The 14,933-nt window shown below is 48.0% G+C and carries 9 protein-coding genes; all 9 read right to left on the bottom strand.

What is annotated here, in order from left to right:
• Entirely contained in the window at positions 1 to 3,285 is a 3,285-nt protein-coding gene (locus F3J22_RS18210; RefSeq protein WP_167019373.1) for a TonB-dependent receptor, read from the bottom strand.
• 9 nt (positions 3,286 to 3,294) lie between these two features.
• Positions 3,295 to 4,278, bottom strand: a complete 984-nt coding sequence (locus F3J22_RS18205) for a fasciclin domain-containing protein (RefSeq protein ID WP_167019372.1) — start codon at positions 4,276 to 4,278, stop codon at positions 3,295 to 3,297.
• A 10-nt stretch (positions 4,279 to 4,288) separates the two neighbouring features.
• Complete coding sequence (locus F3J22_RS18200) at positions 4,289 to 5,500, bottom strand: fasciclin domain-containing protein (RefSeq protein ID WP_167019371.1); 1,212 nt, start codon at positions 5,498 to 5,500, stop codon at positions 4,289 to 4,291.
• Positions 5,501 to 5,531: 31 nt separating this feature from the next.
• Positions 5,532 to 6,662 (bottom strand): fasciclin domain-containing protein, encoded by a 1,131-nt coding sequence (locus F3J22_RS18195; RefSeq protein ID WP_167019370.1) that lies wholly within the window; start codon positions 6,660 to 6,662, stop codon positions 5,532 to 5,534.
• Between the two features lie 47 nt (positions 6,663 to 6,709).
• Entirely contained in the window at positions 6,710 to 8,029 is a 1,320-nt protein-coding gene (locus F3J22_RS18190) for a hypothetical protein (protein ID WP_167019369.1), read from the bottom strand.
• 14 nt (positions 8,030 to 8,043) lie between these two features.
• Positions 8,044 to 9,729 carry a DUF4397 domain-containing protein gene (locus tag F3J22_RS18185; RefSeq protein WP_167019368.1) on the bottom strand — a complete coding sequence of 562 codons (1,686 nt, stop codon included), beginning with the start codon at positions 9,727 to 9,729 and terminating at the stop codon, positions 8,044 to 8,046.
• A gap of 10 nt (positions 9,730 to 9,739) precedes the next feature.
• Entirely contained in the window at positions 9,740 to 13,210 is a 3,471-nt protein-coding gene (locus F3J22_RS18180; protein WP_167019367.1) for a TonB-dependent receptor domain-containing protein, read from the bottom strand.
• Positions 13,211 to 13,239: 29 nt separating this feature from the next.
• Positions 13,240 to 14,208 carry a FecR family protein gene (locus F3J22_RS18175; protein WP_167019366.1) on the bottom strand — a complete coding sequence of 323 codons (969 nt, stop codon included), beginning with the start codon at positions 14,206 to 14,208 and terminating at the stop codon, positions 13,240 to 13,242.
• Positions 14,209 to 14,278: 70 nt separating this feature from the next.
• A complete protein-coding gene (locus F3J22_RS18170) occupies positions 14,279 to 14,854 on the bottom strand; it encodes a sigma-70 family RNA polymerase sigma factor (RefSeq protein WP_167019365.1) in 576 nt (191 codons plus the stop codon).
• Between the last annotated feature and the right edge of the window lie 79 nt (positions 14,855 to 14,933).

Here is a 14,933-nt window from a genome sequence, read left to right as displayed (position 1 = left end):
TTAGAAAGAATAACGGAGTCCCAACTGCCCCTGCACCCTTGAATTCAGGTAATCAATTGCATAGGGATTACCCGGATTACTAAACGTATATACAGGATAGTTACCTGCATTCTGTTTCACAGGGAACAGCGTAGGCGCCAGGCCTACGCTGGCAGTAGAGTTAAAGGTATTTGGTGAGAAATACACCCTGCCCCAGTTACTGCTGACCAGGTTGGTCAGGTTCATAATATCGATGGTAAGGGTAATAAACCTGGTACTCTTCGAGAAATAAAACTCCTGTGCGAAGTGCAGATCGGCGGTAGTATTCCAGGGCGTGCGGCCCGCATTACGTTCTGTAAAGGCGCCGCGGCGACTACTCAGGTATTTGTTGCCGTCGATATAGGCGTTGAAATCTGCTGCCTGCTGCGAAGCAGTAACAACAGCTCCGGCAGTAGTGGTATAGTCCTGGAAGAAACGAATCGCCTCACTTTCTTTAGGAATATAAGCCACACTCACCTGCTGCGGCAGGCCCTGCATACTGTTATTGACGATACCATAGGTAAACGGACTGCCCGACTGTGCACTCACAAGTAAGTTGATACGGCTTGTCCAGCGGTCGTTCCAGGCACGCTGGTAACCAACGTTGACGAGTATACGATGACGAATGTCAAAGTTAGACCATGCCAGGCCGGTGTTATTCGGACTCAGCGCCTGGTTCAGCTGCCAGTTGCTTTCCATGGAGTTACGGATACCATTGAATGCATCTTTGGAGCCACCATAGGTATACGCCACCGAGGCATTGAAGCCACCATTGAAACGGCGACTCACCGTACCTGTCAGCGAATACCTGTAGCCAAGGTTGGTATTACTCAGCTCATAGGCATTGGAGAAACGTGGGTCCACACTGCCACTATACACAGGAAACTGATGCGCACTGTCAAAGCCGTAATACCGCGGGTTGTCTTTAATATTCACCTGCTGGAAAAATACATCATGGATTGTTTTGGTGTACAAACCTTCTATCCCGAATTTATAGCCGCTTTCCGCAGTATAATCCAGTGCCAGGTTTACGCGTAATACTTTCGGTAATACGAAATTATTATCCACTACATCCACCTGCGTTTTGCCGACTTTAGCGCTGTTAACATCCGTTCCGTTTGCGGCAATAAAATCTGCGATACCATTTTTACCGGGCTTCACCGGATCAGATCCTGGTGCAAACGGCTGCTGGTCGGCCTTCTGATCGTAGGCGCCATAGTTGATACCGGTGTTATAGAAGGCATATCCCAGCCATGCCAGCGGGATACGGCCGGTAAATAATCCGGCGCCACCACGCAGCACCAGCTGCCCATCTTTTGTCATGTCGTAACGGAAGCCAATCCTGGGCGACAACTGCACCTTATCCAAGTAATGATTGCTGATCTGGTTCAGCGGCGTATAGGTGTAACTGTTACCAAAATAGGTATCGGTATAGGCATTTTTCACCTGATCGCTCAGCGGCTGCGTATGTGGCAGGAAGGTATAGTCTGCACGCAGGCCCGGCGTAATACGGAACCTGTCTGTAACACTGATTTCATCCTGGAAGTAGGCACTGAGCATATTTACATCAAATACTGCTTCCGGGTGCGTGAGGATATAATCCCTGGAGTTATTGTTATAGTTGTAACTACCTCTTACGCGGTAAGGGTTATTATTCAGAAAATCTTCTATACTTAAATAATCTACGCGGCCATTCCATGAGTTGACAAAGCCATAGCTGATATGGTACAACTCATTGTGTGTACCCAGCAACATCGTGTGTTTGCCACGGTGCCAGGTAAGGTTATCCGTAATTTCCCAGGTGCGCTGTTTCATGTTGAAGATAGCTGCTTCCCTGTCGGTACCCATATAGATCGTAGTACCTGGCGTACGGCCCATGATCTGAATTTGCGGCAAAGCCGGGTCCGATAAAGGATCACGGTAATCGTGAATTGTAGTATACCCCACTATCAGGCTGTTGGAAAAATTTCCTTTCAGGGAAGACTTGAGTTCCGCAACGGTGGCACTGGTATTATTGGTTTGTTTATAAGCCATGGAGCTGAAGCGAAAATCCATCTGGTCGCGGTCCATATTCACGGCGCGGGAGAAGATGGTATTATTTCGTATAGCCAGCTGGTTATGCGCATTAATATTCCAGTCGAGACGGTTGAAAAATTTCTCCGACCGAGAATAACTCGTATAGGCGCCGGCGGTACCCGGATCAAAGACATTACCGTAGTGGTTCAGTGTATAGTCACGAATATCAGTGGCATCCTTCGCACTGAGTATCTGTGCGGTTTCCGGCTGTCCGGCCATGAGCTGCACGGGGTCCTGGCGGCGGGTAATTTCTTCGTTGGTAAAGAAGAACAATTTATTTTTTATAATCGGGAATCCCAGTCTGACACCAGCCTGATAATCATAAAAATCGTTGTTCATCTTCCCTAAAGACCCTGTTTTATCATTCCCTGTAGTGGCGGCATTGCGGCCAAAAACATAGGCAGACCCGGTTACGGTGTTGGTACCGCTGCGTGTTACCGCATTGATGCTACCACCGGTGAAGTTACCGATCTTCACATCGAAGGGCGCCAGGTATACCTGCATATCTTCAATGGCATCCAGGGAAATAGTGTTGGTGCGGGTACTGGATCCAGGCGCGCCGGAAGTACCGGTAATACCACCTGCGGAGGGACTGAAGCCTATCGCATCATTATTCACCGCACCATCGATGGTGATGTTGTTATAACGGAAGTTCGTACCTGCGAAAGCGTTATCTTTTGAGCCTTGCGGCACCAGTCGGGTCATGTCCTGCAAACTGCGGCTGACGCTGGGCAGGCTGCTGATCTGTGAGCGGGTAATGTTTTGTCCGGCCCCGTAGGTATTGGCTTTATTTTTTGTATTGGCAGATGTGATCACCACTTCTGACAACTGTTTTTGTTCTTCTGTCAGTAAGAAGTTGAGCTGTTGAGGCTCTCCCAGGCGAACAGTCACCTGGTCCCTGTTAACTGTTTTTCTTCCTACCATACTAACAGTAATGATATAGGGGCCGCCTATACGAAGTCCGGGTAAATAGAAACTCCCCAGTTTATCCGTACGCGTGCTGTACACCGTACCGGAAGGCTGGTGCTTTGCGATTACGGTAGCATCAGCCAGTGCGAGGCCGGTGCTGTCGGTCACCTTACCGATAAGACTACCATCCGTTTGCTGCGCAGTGGCGATAGTCAGGCTGCATAGTAAAACGACCAGCGTCAGTAATAGCGCTTGTAATTTTTCATTTATCAGTGAGAACATAAAAATCGTTTAATTATTTAAAAGCCCGGAGATGCTATGTACTACGCCGTTACCTGCGAGTATATTTTTTCGGGAGATGCTTACACTGGCCCCCGAAGCAGTTTGCAGGGTGATACCTGCAAATCGGCCCTGACGCAGGGGATCGGGCACAAGTGTAAAAGTAGAAATAGCGCCACTGAGCATATGCTCCTGGTAAGTATTGGCGGTTACATCTGCTTTCAGGATATAATCATAGATAAAATTCCTTCCCGTAGCGATATGTGCCTTCACGATTTTTTGCAGCTTGGACACATCCATTTTATACACACTATCCACCGTCATCACACCGATAGCGTTGAATGCCGCGTTTACCGGGGCAAACACCGTATAGGGGCCGCCGGTGTTATAATCTGCTGCAAGGCCGCTCTGAATAATGGCAGCGTTGAACATCGACAAGGCAGGATCACCTGAAACCGCCTGCTGTACATCGTTATAGACGATCGGGTAAAGCACCCCATCCGTAATGTTCACCAGGCCATTCGTTGCAGGCTTATCGAAAGTGCTTACTCTGACACCATTTACCACAATAGCGGTATCCCGGCTATTCACCCAGTGTGTAACATATAGTGGCTGTCCATTTCCGGCTGTCAGTGGCTGGTTAAAAGCCATCGGTAAGGAATCAAGCTTAATAGCGCCACGAATAAAATGGTACGGCATCATGGCACGGATAGAATCAGTGGCACGTATCAGCGCTGCGCCAGATGACCAGCCCGCTGCCGTAAAAGCATCGTTGGACGGGCCTAACAAAGTATACGGACCAGGCTTACTTAATGTATCATCATAATGGGTAGTTACCAATGCATACCTGCAAAGCGATAAACTGAAATTGCTGTTCACCACGGCGGCAATACCTGTTTTGGCATATATGTTTTCAGGCTGCACTTTATCTTTGGTGCAGGCAGTAAGTAGCACCACTCCCATCATCAGCCGTGTAATAATTTTTTTAGGTTCCATTATAATTCTTTTATGGAGTAGGCAATAAAAGGTTATCAACGCGGTGTATCACACCGGTAAGCGTAGTGATATCCGACGGTGCTATAATAGTGGCAGCGCGGCCCTGCGGGAAATCCTGCCGGTGCAGCACCACCTGCCCGTTGATATTGGTAGCCAGCAAAGCCCCTGCTGATGGCGCATTGCTCAAAGGTTGCAGGAACATATTATTGAGCAGGTCTATCGAATATATGTAGGTATAAAAAGGATTCAACGCGTTATAATTACTCAGTATCTGATGATTCACCAGTATAGAATCCATATTGGTACGCATCTGGGTATAATCAGGTGCAGTTACCAATGCAGACTTATCTATATAATTATTGATATCTGCAATAGAATTAAAACCGGCTTTTCTGAAAGCATTGTTATCCGGAGCAAATACAATAGCAAAAGGTTCCTTACCAGGTGTATTGCTACCAATGGCCAACACCAGCGAAGAAGTATCGTTATACTGGCCTATAATTCCTTTTGCAGTATAGATGGCATTATTCTTCTTCAAGGCTGCCATATAGAAGCTGAAGCTGGTATCATGATTCAACACCTGGTAACTTTCATAGAAAGGCTTCACGATCATTGTATCCAGCAGGAACAGGCTGCCATTGATAGCAGGAATAGCCGGCGCCTTGCTGGCTGTTCTGCCATTTAATCTTAATGTGCCGGATGTGAGTCCTACCGCTATCCTGTAGTAATAGTACATGTTGGTCCACGACAGGAATGGTGACGGCACCTGCGAACGCGTCAGTGTTCTGTCGCCGGCCATTAATGGATAGAAATTTGTTTCCCCGGTAAGATCAACCGTATTTGCCGGCAAACCACCGGGTATGGTCAGGTACCGGATAATCGTATCCAGCGTCGCTACCGGAACCGTACCGATATTATCAGCAGTAAACCCTGCGGCCTGCCATGCCTTGTTGGAAGGCACAAACATCGTATAGGGGCCATTGGGGTTCTTTCCGGCCAGACTATCCATATAACGCTGTATGGTAGTACGTTTGATAGCAGCACTGAAAATGGATGCTTCAGGTATGGAGTCTATCAGCTGTGCCAGACTTTTATTGACGTTGCCGGAATACGGCAGCTTATCTCCTATTGGTTTTGGCGGTTCCTCCGTTTTTGTGCATGCGCTGATCAATAGCAGCAACAGGCAAAAACAGTATAATGACCAGTTAGTATATTTCTTCATAAAGAATTGCTGTTGTTAGAATATTATCTTCTTACTTAATTACTTTACCCGGCAATACCAGTATATCTCCCAGCATATGTACCACGCCATTGGAGCAGGTATAATTGATATAGGTACCTTTCAGGAGATTCAGGCCCAGACCCTGTGTAGTCTCTCCCAGGAAAGGCGTACCCTGGTTACCGTAAGGCTGGTTCCAGAAGGGCGTCACCGGTACCAGTGTGGAGGTCAGCGCAGAAGCAGCCGTTACAACGCCAACGCCTAAACCGAATGGCTGCTGCCCCATCACTAATTTATATTTGGCATCCGCCAGCGAAAAAGCAAGGAAGTTAATACCTGAAGGAGGTGGTAATTGTAATATATCCAATACAAACAGGTGATTGGGTTGCAGAAAATAACCACCAAATACCACCGGATCATATTTGTTTGCATCCATTCTACTGATGCTGTCCAGCGTGATTCCCCAGCGGTCGAAAGTGGAGTCCATAGGTGCATACACGGTAAACGGACCATCTGTGCCCAGTTTATCCCAGTAGCCGAATTTTTTAAAACCCGCTACGAGATGCGAAAAGGCTGGTCGGGAAGAAAGGAATTCCTGCACCGTTTGGGGCAGCACTTTCAGGGTGTTTCCCAGCGGATATACCACACCGTTCAGTTGTGTAGCGCCATAAGTAGCCGCCACAGAAGTACTCAGGGAAGGCTGACTTTGTACGATAACGCCATTCACCGCTAACGCAGCATTATACGCGGAGGAGCGGGAAATATAGAGCCTTGCCCCGTTGAGGTTGTCGTACCGGTTATCGGAAGACAATGGAATATCGCTGTAAAAGAGTCTGACAGGCAGTATATGCGTTCTGACAAAGTAGCGTAAGCTATCTGCGGGCCATTTATCAAAATCGGCTGCCGTGAGTACACCATCTTTATTGAAGGCTGCATTCGTGGGCGCCAGCACCGTATAGGCTGCGCCGGCCTTATCCAGGCTATCTGCCAGTCCGGCTTTATTGACTGCGGCAGCAAAGAGGGAAAAGTCAAAATTATTTTTCAGATAGTCGCTGATAGTACCGGCAGCCATGGCCTGTTGTTCCGCCTCAAAATCCGGCTTTTTACAGGAGAAGACCATCAGCACCAGTACCAATAACCAACCGCTATATTGTAGTTTTTTCATTTGTTTTTTATTGAAGATTTTCAACCATAAACCTTACATGCGCTGTATCACTTATTTGGCGGCGCATAGCTACGCTGCACGCTCATCATATACACCTGGTTATTGATGATTTCTATGGTACTGATAGTAGCGAAAGAACGCTGCGCATAGCTTCCCGAGGCGGTATACCGTATCAGGTTGGGCAGCCAGCAGCTGGCGAGGTAATCCCTGTTGGATACTCTTGGTATACTTTTCCTGGCAGCGGCCGAAGTGGTACCTCTGCCGTCATCGCTGCCGTTGCTGCAGGCGATGGCGCCGTATTTAGGATTAGCGGTGGCCATCCCCTGTGTAGCCGTTACCGGTAGTATGCCCGGCATAGGGAATAACCCTGGTTTCATCAGCACCAGCAGCTCCCATTCGCGGCTGAGTATTCCTTTCGTCGTATCTGAGGCTGCAAACATGGGCATACTGTAATAAGGTGCAGTGCCTGCATTATGTGAGCGAACCACCGTTCCGAGCCAGATATTGTTAAATCCGGGAATCACCGTACTACCGATGGCCGTTCCTTCTACATACGGATATCCGCAATCATCTTTATAAAGCGTATAGTAAAGGTTCATGGTATCACCGAAGGCCGTACATTTATTGGTAGCATTGTAATAAGAGATCGCTGTTCTCATACCCGGGTTGGCGGCAGCATACCCTTCGGCACTCAGGTTGTATACATTAGCATACAGCAGGGTATCCGCAAAAGGCAGCTTTGTAAACTGTTCCTGACGGAGGTATAAAGTCACCGGTAAAGGATATTGCTGCGATACGGTTTTCTGCAATACTTCCATGGTATAAATCTCTCCCGGTTTAAATTCCACGGTACTGTCCAGCAGCAGGTTTTTACGTTCCCGCTCCAGCAATCCGAAGAAAGACATTTCGCTGATCGGGCGACTGAAAAACAATACCCGGTGTTTGCCCGAAGCTACCTGCGCCCAGCTGGAGAGGTTGATACCATTCAGGATAGGCCCTACCAGTACTTTCTGGCTGCCAGGATATTCCGTATTACGCCAGGAAGTAGTGCCGGCATTGGCAGGATAAGGCCCTGCATAGGCGCTTCGCTGATCGAGGTGGTCGCCTACGATCTTACCACCTGTTACCAGCCCGTTCGCGTCAAACTCAGGATCAATGATCATGGTGAGAAAGGGCGGCGGCTGATCTTTGGTGGTAACGTTTACGTCATAGTTCAAACTATTGAATACACGCAGGTAGGCCGCATCGGGAATAAGGTTGTATTCTGTTTTACGGCAACCCGCCATTATCAGCAGCAGGCAACAGTAAGCCAACAGGCTGTACAAACGCTTACGGCTATACGGCATTGTATGATTAAAATGCGTCATGATCGCTTTCTTATTTACTGGTTATGTTTTACTACTATCATCCGGGGATGCTGGCTGCTGTTGTTTCTGCCTATCAACGCCACGGTATATACGCCTGACTCCGCACCGGCATTGCCATCCAGGAAATACATGGCAGGCATCTTCACAAAATCCATTTTAGTAAGTGCCGGCACATTAATCAGGCGGTTGCCAGGTAATACGCCTGGCTGCGACTGATAAGCCTCCACAGCGCCTCCTGTTACCACGCCAAGATCGATATAGGGATAAGGGACAGTTACTGCCGAAGGCGCTAACCCAGGCTGCAGCTGCTGTGCAGCGGCAGCGGCAGAAAACATCGCTTCTGTAAACAGCGCCCCGTTCTTAGCGGTAAAGCTGACATAAGGTAAATCAGGACAGAGATTGAGGAAACGTGTTTGCACCAGCACTTTATATTTCAGCGGATCATAGCTGTTATTGGCGCCATCGGAGCCGTCAGCATTGGTACCATTGCTACGGAGTCCGCCCATATTGTTTGGTATAACGCTCATGGCTATACTGTTATCTGTAGCCGGATAGGCCCATAATGTGAGGTTATCGCCTCCGCGAATGGTAATATCCTTTTCCATAGCCGTTTTACCGGTAGCATCAGTCGCTTTGATATGGTGCGTTCCCGCTACCAGTATCGTATATCCGCCGGCGTTACCATAGGTAACAGGCACCTGCGATACGCCATCTACCTGTATGACCATACCTTTCTCTGATTCATCAAACGCATTCACCAGCTGTAAGCGTCCATAGGTAAGGTTCGCAGCAGGGTCCACATCGGTGACCACAGTGAAACAGTTAGGGTACAGCGGGTATTCCTTGTATTGATACACGCTGGACATCTGCGCCACTACAATCGTATATACACCACCGGGCTGAAAGGTTTGTACCGGCGCATAATACACCTGTGTACCACCTAATGAGTAATTCGTTTGTGAAGCGGCATCGGTCAGCAAGGCAGGCCTGCCGGGTATTTGCAGCCCCGAACCATCTATCAGCACCTTGAACTGGTAGCTGCCATAAGGCAGTTCTATGTAATCAGACCAGCTATGATTGGCAATACCGGAAGTGGTAGTACTTACAGGGGTACCATTCGCATAGGCCAGCGATAAAGTACCGCTACCATTGCCGGTAGCCATACCAATATTTACCAGGCGAATACGTATATGCGTAGGATCTCCGGGCAATGCGGTATTACGCGGTACCGCCGTCATACTGTAAATACCATTCTTCGCGGCGGCGCTGGTTCCCAGGTAATAATCCCAGGGCTTGTAATAATCTTCCTGTACCTGGAAAGAATCGGCGATAAAGTCCGGCTGGCCCGTACCGCCGGGATTTCCGGCTTTAATGGTGGCCTGACCTTTATTATCCAGGAATTGCTGGGGCAGATACCAGCTGCCGTTAAATTTTCCGGAAGCGGGAAAATACGGTGTCGGATAAGGCAGGTCTACCGGATTGGATAACGTTGTTGCATACCAGTTAGTAACACGGGTACTGTTTACGATCAGATCTGTTTTGTTGAAAGTGATCAGTCTTACCGTTGATTTAGCCATGTTGCTGTAATCCGGCTCGTTGCCCGGCCGCACGTCGGTCTTGCTCTTATTGCAGGCCGTGCCCAGCAACAGCATACCGGCCATCAGCGCATGAAAAAAATATTTTGTAGTAGTCATACTCATATTCACTTTTTTAGAACAGGTTATAGGTAAGGCCAAGCATAAATTCGGTTCCCCTTTTATAGCTTCTTCTTAAATACCTGGTACCATAGTATTTTCCGTTCGTTTGCGGGTTGCTGTATACTTCTTCATATGGACTGTTGAGGATATTTTTGGCATAACCTTTAAACACCAGTCTTTTAGCCAGCTGCTGACTGAAGATGAAGTCCAGCACAGGCATTGGCCGGCTGTACAAATCCGGAGAACCGTCCATATTTACCTGTATCAGCCTTTCTCCTACCATATTGAAAGTGGCAGTGATATCTGTACCTGATTTTTTATTGGTATAGTTCAGGAAACCATTGATGGAATAAGGCGCCTGTTCAAACAGCGGACTGTTTTCCGGCGACTGGCGATCAATAATTCTCGCAGCATCCAGGCGTTCTTTGTTTTTGCGCACAGAACTGGAAGCAACCATCAGGTTAGAGCCGATGAAGAAGTTGTTGAGGGGTTTCCATAACAATCCCAGGTCTTTTACTATCTCCAGCTCAATCCCCCATACATGTCCGGCATTGGGGTTGTTCTGATAGGCCACCGTAGGGAATTCCGGAAACTTCGCATTCACGCCGTCCGAATTCTGGATAAATACTTTTTCTAACTGGTTACGTATTTCTTTGGCGAAGAAAGATGCTGCCAGTACTTCTCCTTTATGCGGAAACCATTCCCACCTGAAGTCGTAGCTGGTGGCCTGCTGGTTCACTAATTTAGGATTCCCTACTACCAGCGCCTGCTGAAACGGATCAAACTCAAATACATTGGTCATCTCCCTGATCTCAGGGCGTGCCAGCGATGTACCATAGGCCAGTCGCAGGTTCATGGTTTCCTGCAATGTCCAGGTGAGGTTGGCAGAATAGTAAGGTTTATACTCTGTAATATATTTAGATACCGGGTTGGTATTGACCAGGTTGATACCAGCGTCAGACAGCGATGGATCGATGTAAACGCCTGCAGTATCGATTTTGCTCTGGATATTTGTTTTCTCCAGTCTCACGCCGCCGGCTAAACGAAGATTGCTTTGGAGGTGCAGGTCCAGCATACCATAGAAGGCGCTGGTTTCGTAGAACCCGGTGTAGTTGTTGGGAGATTTCCTGATGTTATACAGAAAACCATTTGTCAGTGGCATACCTTCCGGAGAAGATGCGGTGGGCAGATGTATACCTATCTGATCATATCCCACCAGCCTGTCGAGGTTACCGTATACCTGGTATAGCGGATATTGTTTTAGTGTAGAGAAGTTGGAACCTGGCAGCGACAATACGTTCTCAGTAAAATTCCTTTCGCGGTACAGGTAGTTCACACCCGTCTTAAAAGCCTGGTCCAGTCCACTGATCCCGAAAGGAAAGGTCACATCTGCCTTGTAGTTATAGTTGGTTTCCGTCATATTACGGAAGCGGCGTCCGTTGGGGTCGGCCTGTATCTTGCCATAGGGGCCGAAACCATTCACATAGCCGGATACCAGCGCATAATAATCCGTGACGCCCTGGTAATGATACCCGGTTCCATCAGGAATGGGTGCCGTTACATATCCTCCGCCAGCGGGGCGGTAATCTGCCAGGTTGATAAACCTGTAATCGGGATCATCCTGCGTAGCCCGCGATGAAGCAGCGTTGTAACTCAGTCGTGGTGCGCGTTTACCATCGCTTAATTTATGTTCTCCCTGCAGGTTATAGGTACGGAAAGTACGATAGGTTTGTTTCAGCGAATATATGTTGCTGTATACCGGCCCTGTGAGTCCTGTTACATAGGCATACTGTCCGGTAAGGCTGGTGGCCTGTGTTTCGCCGCCCCAGTTACCCATATACTGACAGCTGATTTCGTTGTTGGGGTTAAAGCGGTAGGCCAGTCCTCCCAGGAGGCCATAGTTCAGTGTTTGCGTACCTGTATTTTCTTTATAACCCACATACTTTCCCAGATTGGGTGTATTGGGTGTAATGTAGGCAGGGATTACCCGTGATTCATCAATCGCCGGGTTGCCGGTCATTACGCCCTGGTAGATGCTATACTGGTTCAGCTGTCCGTTGTTAACATCTGTGGAGCGGCTGTAGTAGCTGCCGCTGAGGATCAGCCCCAGCTGGTGATGTTTAAACAGCGAGTAGGCGTTACCGAAAGTAATATTGTAGATGCCATTCAGTGGCGCCTTTTTATAGCGGGTGGTCAGCACCGGATCGAAGTGGTGCATGATACCGTTGATTCTATCTATTTCAGATAAGATGGCAGGATCATTTTTTGCACCTGAAGCCAGTTGTTGTATTTGCGAGAGTCCGCCAGGGTATTGCTTATCCAGACTCAGGTAATTCTGCTGGAGGTCATGCGTTTTGATTTTCTCCCCTAAAAAACCCATATCGCTGTTATAGAAGCTGTTTACTTTACCTCCCGGGCCGATATTGGAGTTGGTGCCTGCTTCTGCGGTAATGGCCAGCGTTTTCCTGGTGGGGATGGACAGCGTTTTCAGTTCCACGATACCACCGGAAGCATCAGCAGGTTTGTCTGGTGTCATGGTTTTGAACACCACGATATTATCGAGCAGGTTGGCCGGCACGAGGTCCAGCGGGATGGTGCTTCTGTCGGGGTCTGAAGAAGCCAGGCGAATGCCGTTCAGCTCACCGATAACGCTACGGTCGCCGAGGCCGCGCACAGCTACATACTTATCATCGGTGATCGTTACGCCGGATACACGTTGCAGGGCCTGTGCAGTGGTAATACTGGCTGTTTTCTCGATGTTCTCTGCAGAAATACCATCGGAAACAGTTGCTGCATTCTTTCTTTCATCCAATACAGCAGCTTCGTTATTCATGCGCTTCCTGGAAGAAACGGTTACCCCCAGCAGTGTTCTGTTATCAGGTACGAGCGACACCGCATGCAACGTTTGTACGTTGCCGTTAATCACCTGGCTGGCATACCCTGCTTTGGTAAAGATGAACAGGTCGTGTGCAGCAGGCAGCTGTAGCTCAAAGTCGCCATTGAAGTTGGTAGTGGTACTGGCATGACTTTCCTGCGCAAAAACTTCTACCAGTGCAACTGGTTTACCGGTTTTTGCGTCGGTAATTTTTCCTTTAAACAGATGTCTTTTCAGCGAATCTGTTTTCGTAGGGGCGGCAACGGTAGTCACCTGTACGGATATATTATTTCCATTGACTTTAAAGTCGAGCGGTGCCTGCAACTTCAGTTGCTGCAATGCATTGCCCAGCGTGCCGTTGGCCCGGAATGCCGCTACTTTGACAACACCGAGTTCAGCGGCAGTGTAGAAGAAGGAGCATCCCGACTGTTTACTGAGCACGGTGATAATCGCCAGTGCATTGGAATTGTCCATCCTGACATCCACCTTTTGATGAAGGCTGTTAAGCTGCGCCTGTGCTGCCATTCCCAGTTGCAGGAAAAGTAAGCTCAATAGCATAGCCTTTAGGAACCGGTGTTGTACCAGTTTCCTGTTAATCTTATGGTCCATTTTTTTAGTTTGTTAAATAAGGGATGTAATTACCGCTTGCTTATATATACAATGCCGTTTTTGGTGGTATACCTGAGTTTATGTATAAATAGAATGTCGTCCAGTACTGTCTGCCATTTATCCGGACTTATATCTCCTGTTACTCTTTTGTTGGCGACGAGCGCCCTGTCGTATTGTATGGATATGCCAAAACGATAGGCAATACGGTCCAGGACATCAGCCAGTGGCAGCTCTTCGAATATCATATGCCCGTGTACCCAGTCACCCATTTTATTCGAGAAACCGACTACCCCTGATTGTCCGCTGGCCCGCACATAGCGCAGCATTTCGTTGGGATGCAGCACCGTATAGCTGTTGCTATGTATATCTTTTACTGCAACGGAGCCCTGCACCAGCGCAATACGGATCTCTGTTTCGCCGGGATAGGTTTCTATATTGAATGCAGTACCTAATACCTGCGTTTCTATATGATCGGAGGATACGATAAAAGGGCGTTCCTTATCAGGTGCGATGGAGAAAAACCCTTCCCCGGTCAGCTTTACACAGCGTTTATCTTTATTAAACTGATCGGGTATATATTCCAGCCTGGAGCCTGCGTTTAGCCATACCTGTGAGCCATCCGGCAGTTCAATAAGCTTGATATTTCTTTGGGTAGCAGCGATGGTAGTATATACCGGCTCCTTTGAAGATTTACCTTTATTAAACAGGAACCAGGATGCCAGTGCCAGCACAAATACGGCAGCAGCGGCTTTCCAGGTGCGCATTGCTTTCAGGAAACCATTACTACGTATAGTCGGTGGCGTTACAGCAGGTTCCTCTGCAAGGATACGTTGGAGCATATCCTGTTTTGCGGCCTGCAGCAAATCGGCAGAAGTGGCCGTATCACTGATATCCATCCCGACCATCCAGTTGCGGATAATTTCCCGCTCCTGTTCGTTTGCCGTACCGTTGTAGATGCGATCAAGTAATATATTCAGCTGATGTTGATTTGGCTCCATACATATAGTTAGATCGGGGAGCGAAAAAAATCCCGGGTAGGTCAGGTTAACGAATTGTTACCAAATGTGATTAATCTTCCAGGAACAGTAAGATAAGCGGCAGCAGGGCAGTTGCGGGGTATGAGTCTGCAAAATCCTTCAGTCGGCGCATGGCATCGCTGAGTTGATTTCTAACGGTTTTAGGGGCGATTTCATACAATTCCGCTATTTCTTCAATAGATTTATTTTCATAGCGGCTGAGGATAAATATATGTTTCATGCGTTCCGGCATACGGTCCAGCTCCGCCATAATGGCGATGTTAACGGCTTCCAGTTCCGCTTCAATCTCTCCTGCGGTATAATGGGGATCGACACTTTGCTCATTTTCGAGGTAAGCCTGGAAATGCAACAGGTGTTTCTCATTTACACCTTTGGCGCGCAAATGATTGAATATCCGGTAGTAGAGACAGGTAATCAGGAAAGGCTTTGCCTTTGCCGTTTCCAGTTGTAACGATGGAAACTGTTGCCATACATAGGTGAAGGTATCCTGGACAATGTCCATGGCGTCCTGTGTGTAACCTATTTTCTTATTGGCTATCCCGAAAAGCGTATCCCAGTAGGTCAGATAAATCTCCTTAAATAAATCGTGTGTTGCTGGCGATTTCATGAGTTGATAGTAGAACAAATGTATAATAGTTGGCGTAATGGGGGTAGTAAGGGTATGTTATTAATTTATTAAGTAGGAT

It is taken from the genome of Chitinophaga sp. Cy-1792 (genome assembly GCF_011752935.1).
Lineage (GTDB): Bacteria > Bacteroidota > Bacteroidia > Chitinophagales > Chitinophagaceae > Chitinophaga.
This window is presented reverse-complemented; position numbering and strand designations above follow the sequence as displayed.

Coding starts and splice junctions, on each gene's coding strand:
- F3J22_RS18210 (WP_167019373.1), bottom strand. CDS start 3,285: ATGTTCTCACTGATAAATGAAAAATTACAAGCGCTATTACTGACGCTG.
- F3J22_RS18205 (WP_167019372.1), bottom strand. CDS start 4,278: ATGGAACCTAAAAAAATTATTACACGGCTGATGATGGGAGTGGTGCTA.
- F3J22_RS18200 (WP_167019371.1), bottom strand. CDS start 5,500: ATGAAGAAATATACTAACTGGTCATTATACTGTTTTTGCCTGTTGCTG.
- F3J22_RS18195 (WP_167019370.1), bottom strand. CDS start 6,662: ATGAAAAAACTACAATATAGCGGTTGGTTATTGGTACTGGTGCTGATG.
- F3J22_RS18190 (WP_167019369.1), bottom strand. CDS start 8,029: ATGACGCATTTTAATCATACAATGCCGTATAGCCGTAAGCGTTTGTAC.
- F3J22_RS18185 (WP_167019368.1), bottom strand. CDS start 9,729: ATGAGTATGACTACTACAAAATATTTTTTTCATGCGCTGATGGCCGGT.
- F3J22_RS18180 (WP_167019367.1), bottom strand. CDS start 13,210: ATGGACCATAAGATTAACAGGAAACTGGTACAACACCGGTTCCTAAAG.
- F3J22_RS18175 (WP_167019366.1), bottom strand. CDS start 14,208: ATGGAGCCAAATCAACATCAGCTGAATATATTACTTGATCGCATCTAC.
- F3J22_RS18170 (WP_167019365.1), bottom strand. CDS start 14,854: ATGAAATCGCCAGCAACACACGATTTATTTAAGGAGATTTATCTGACC.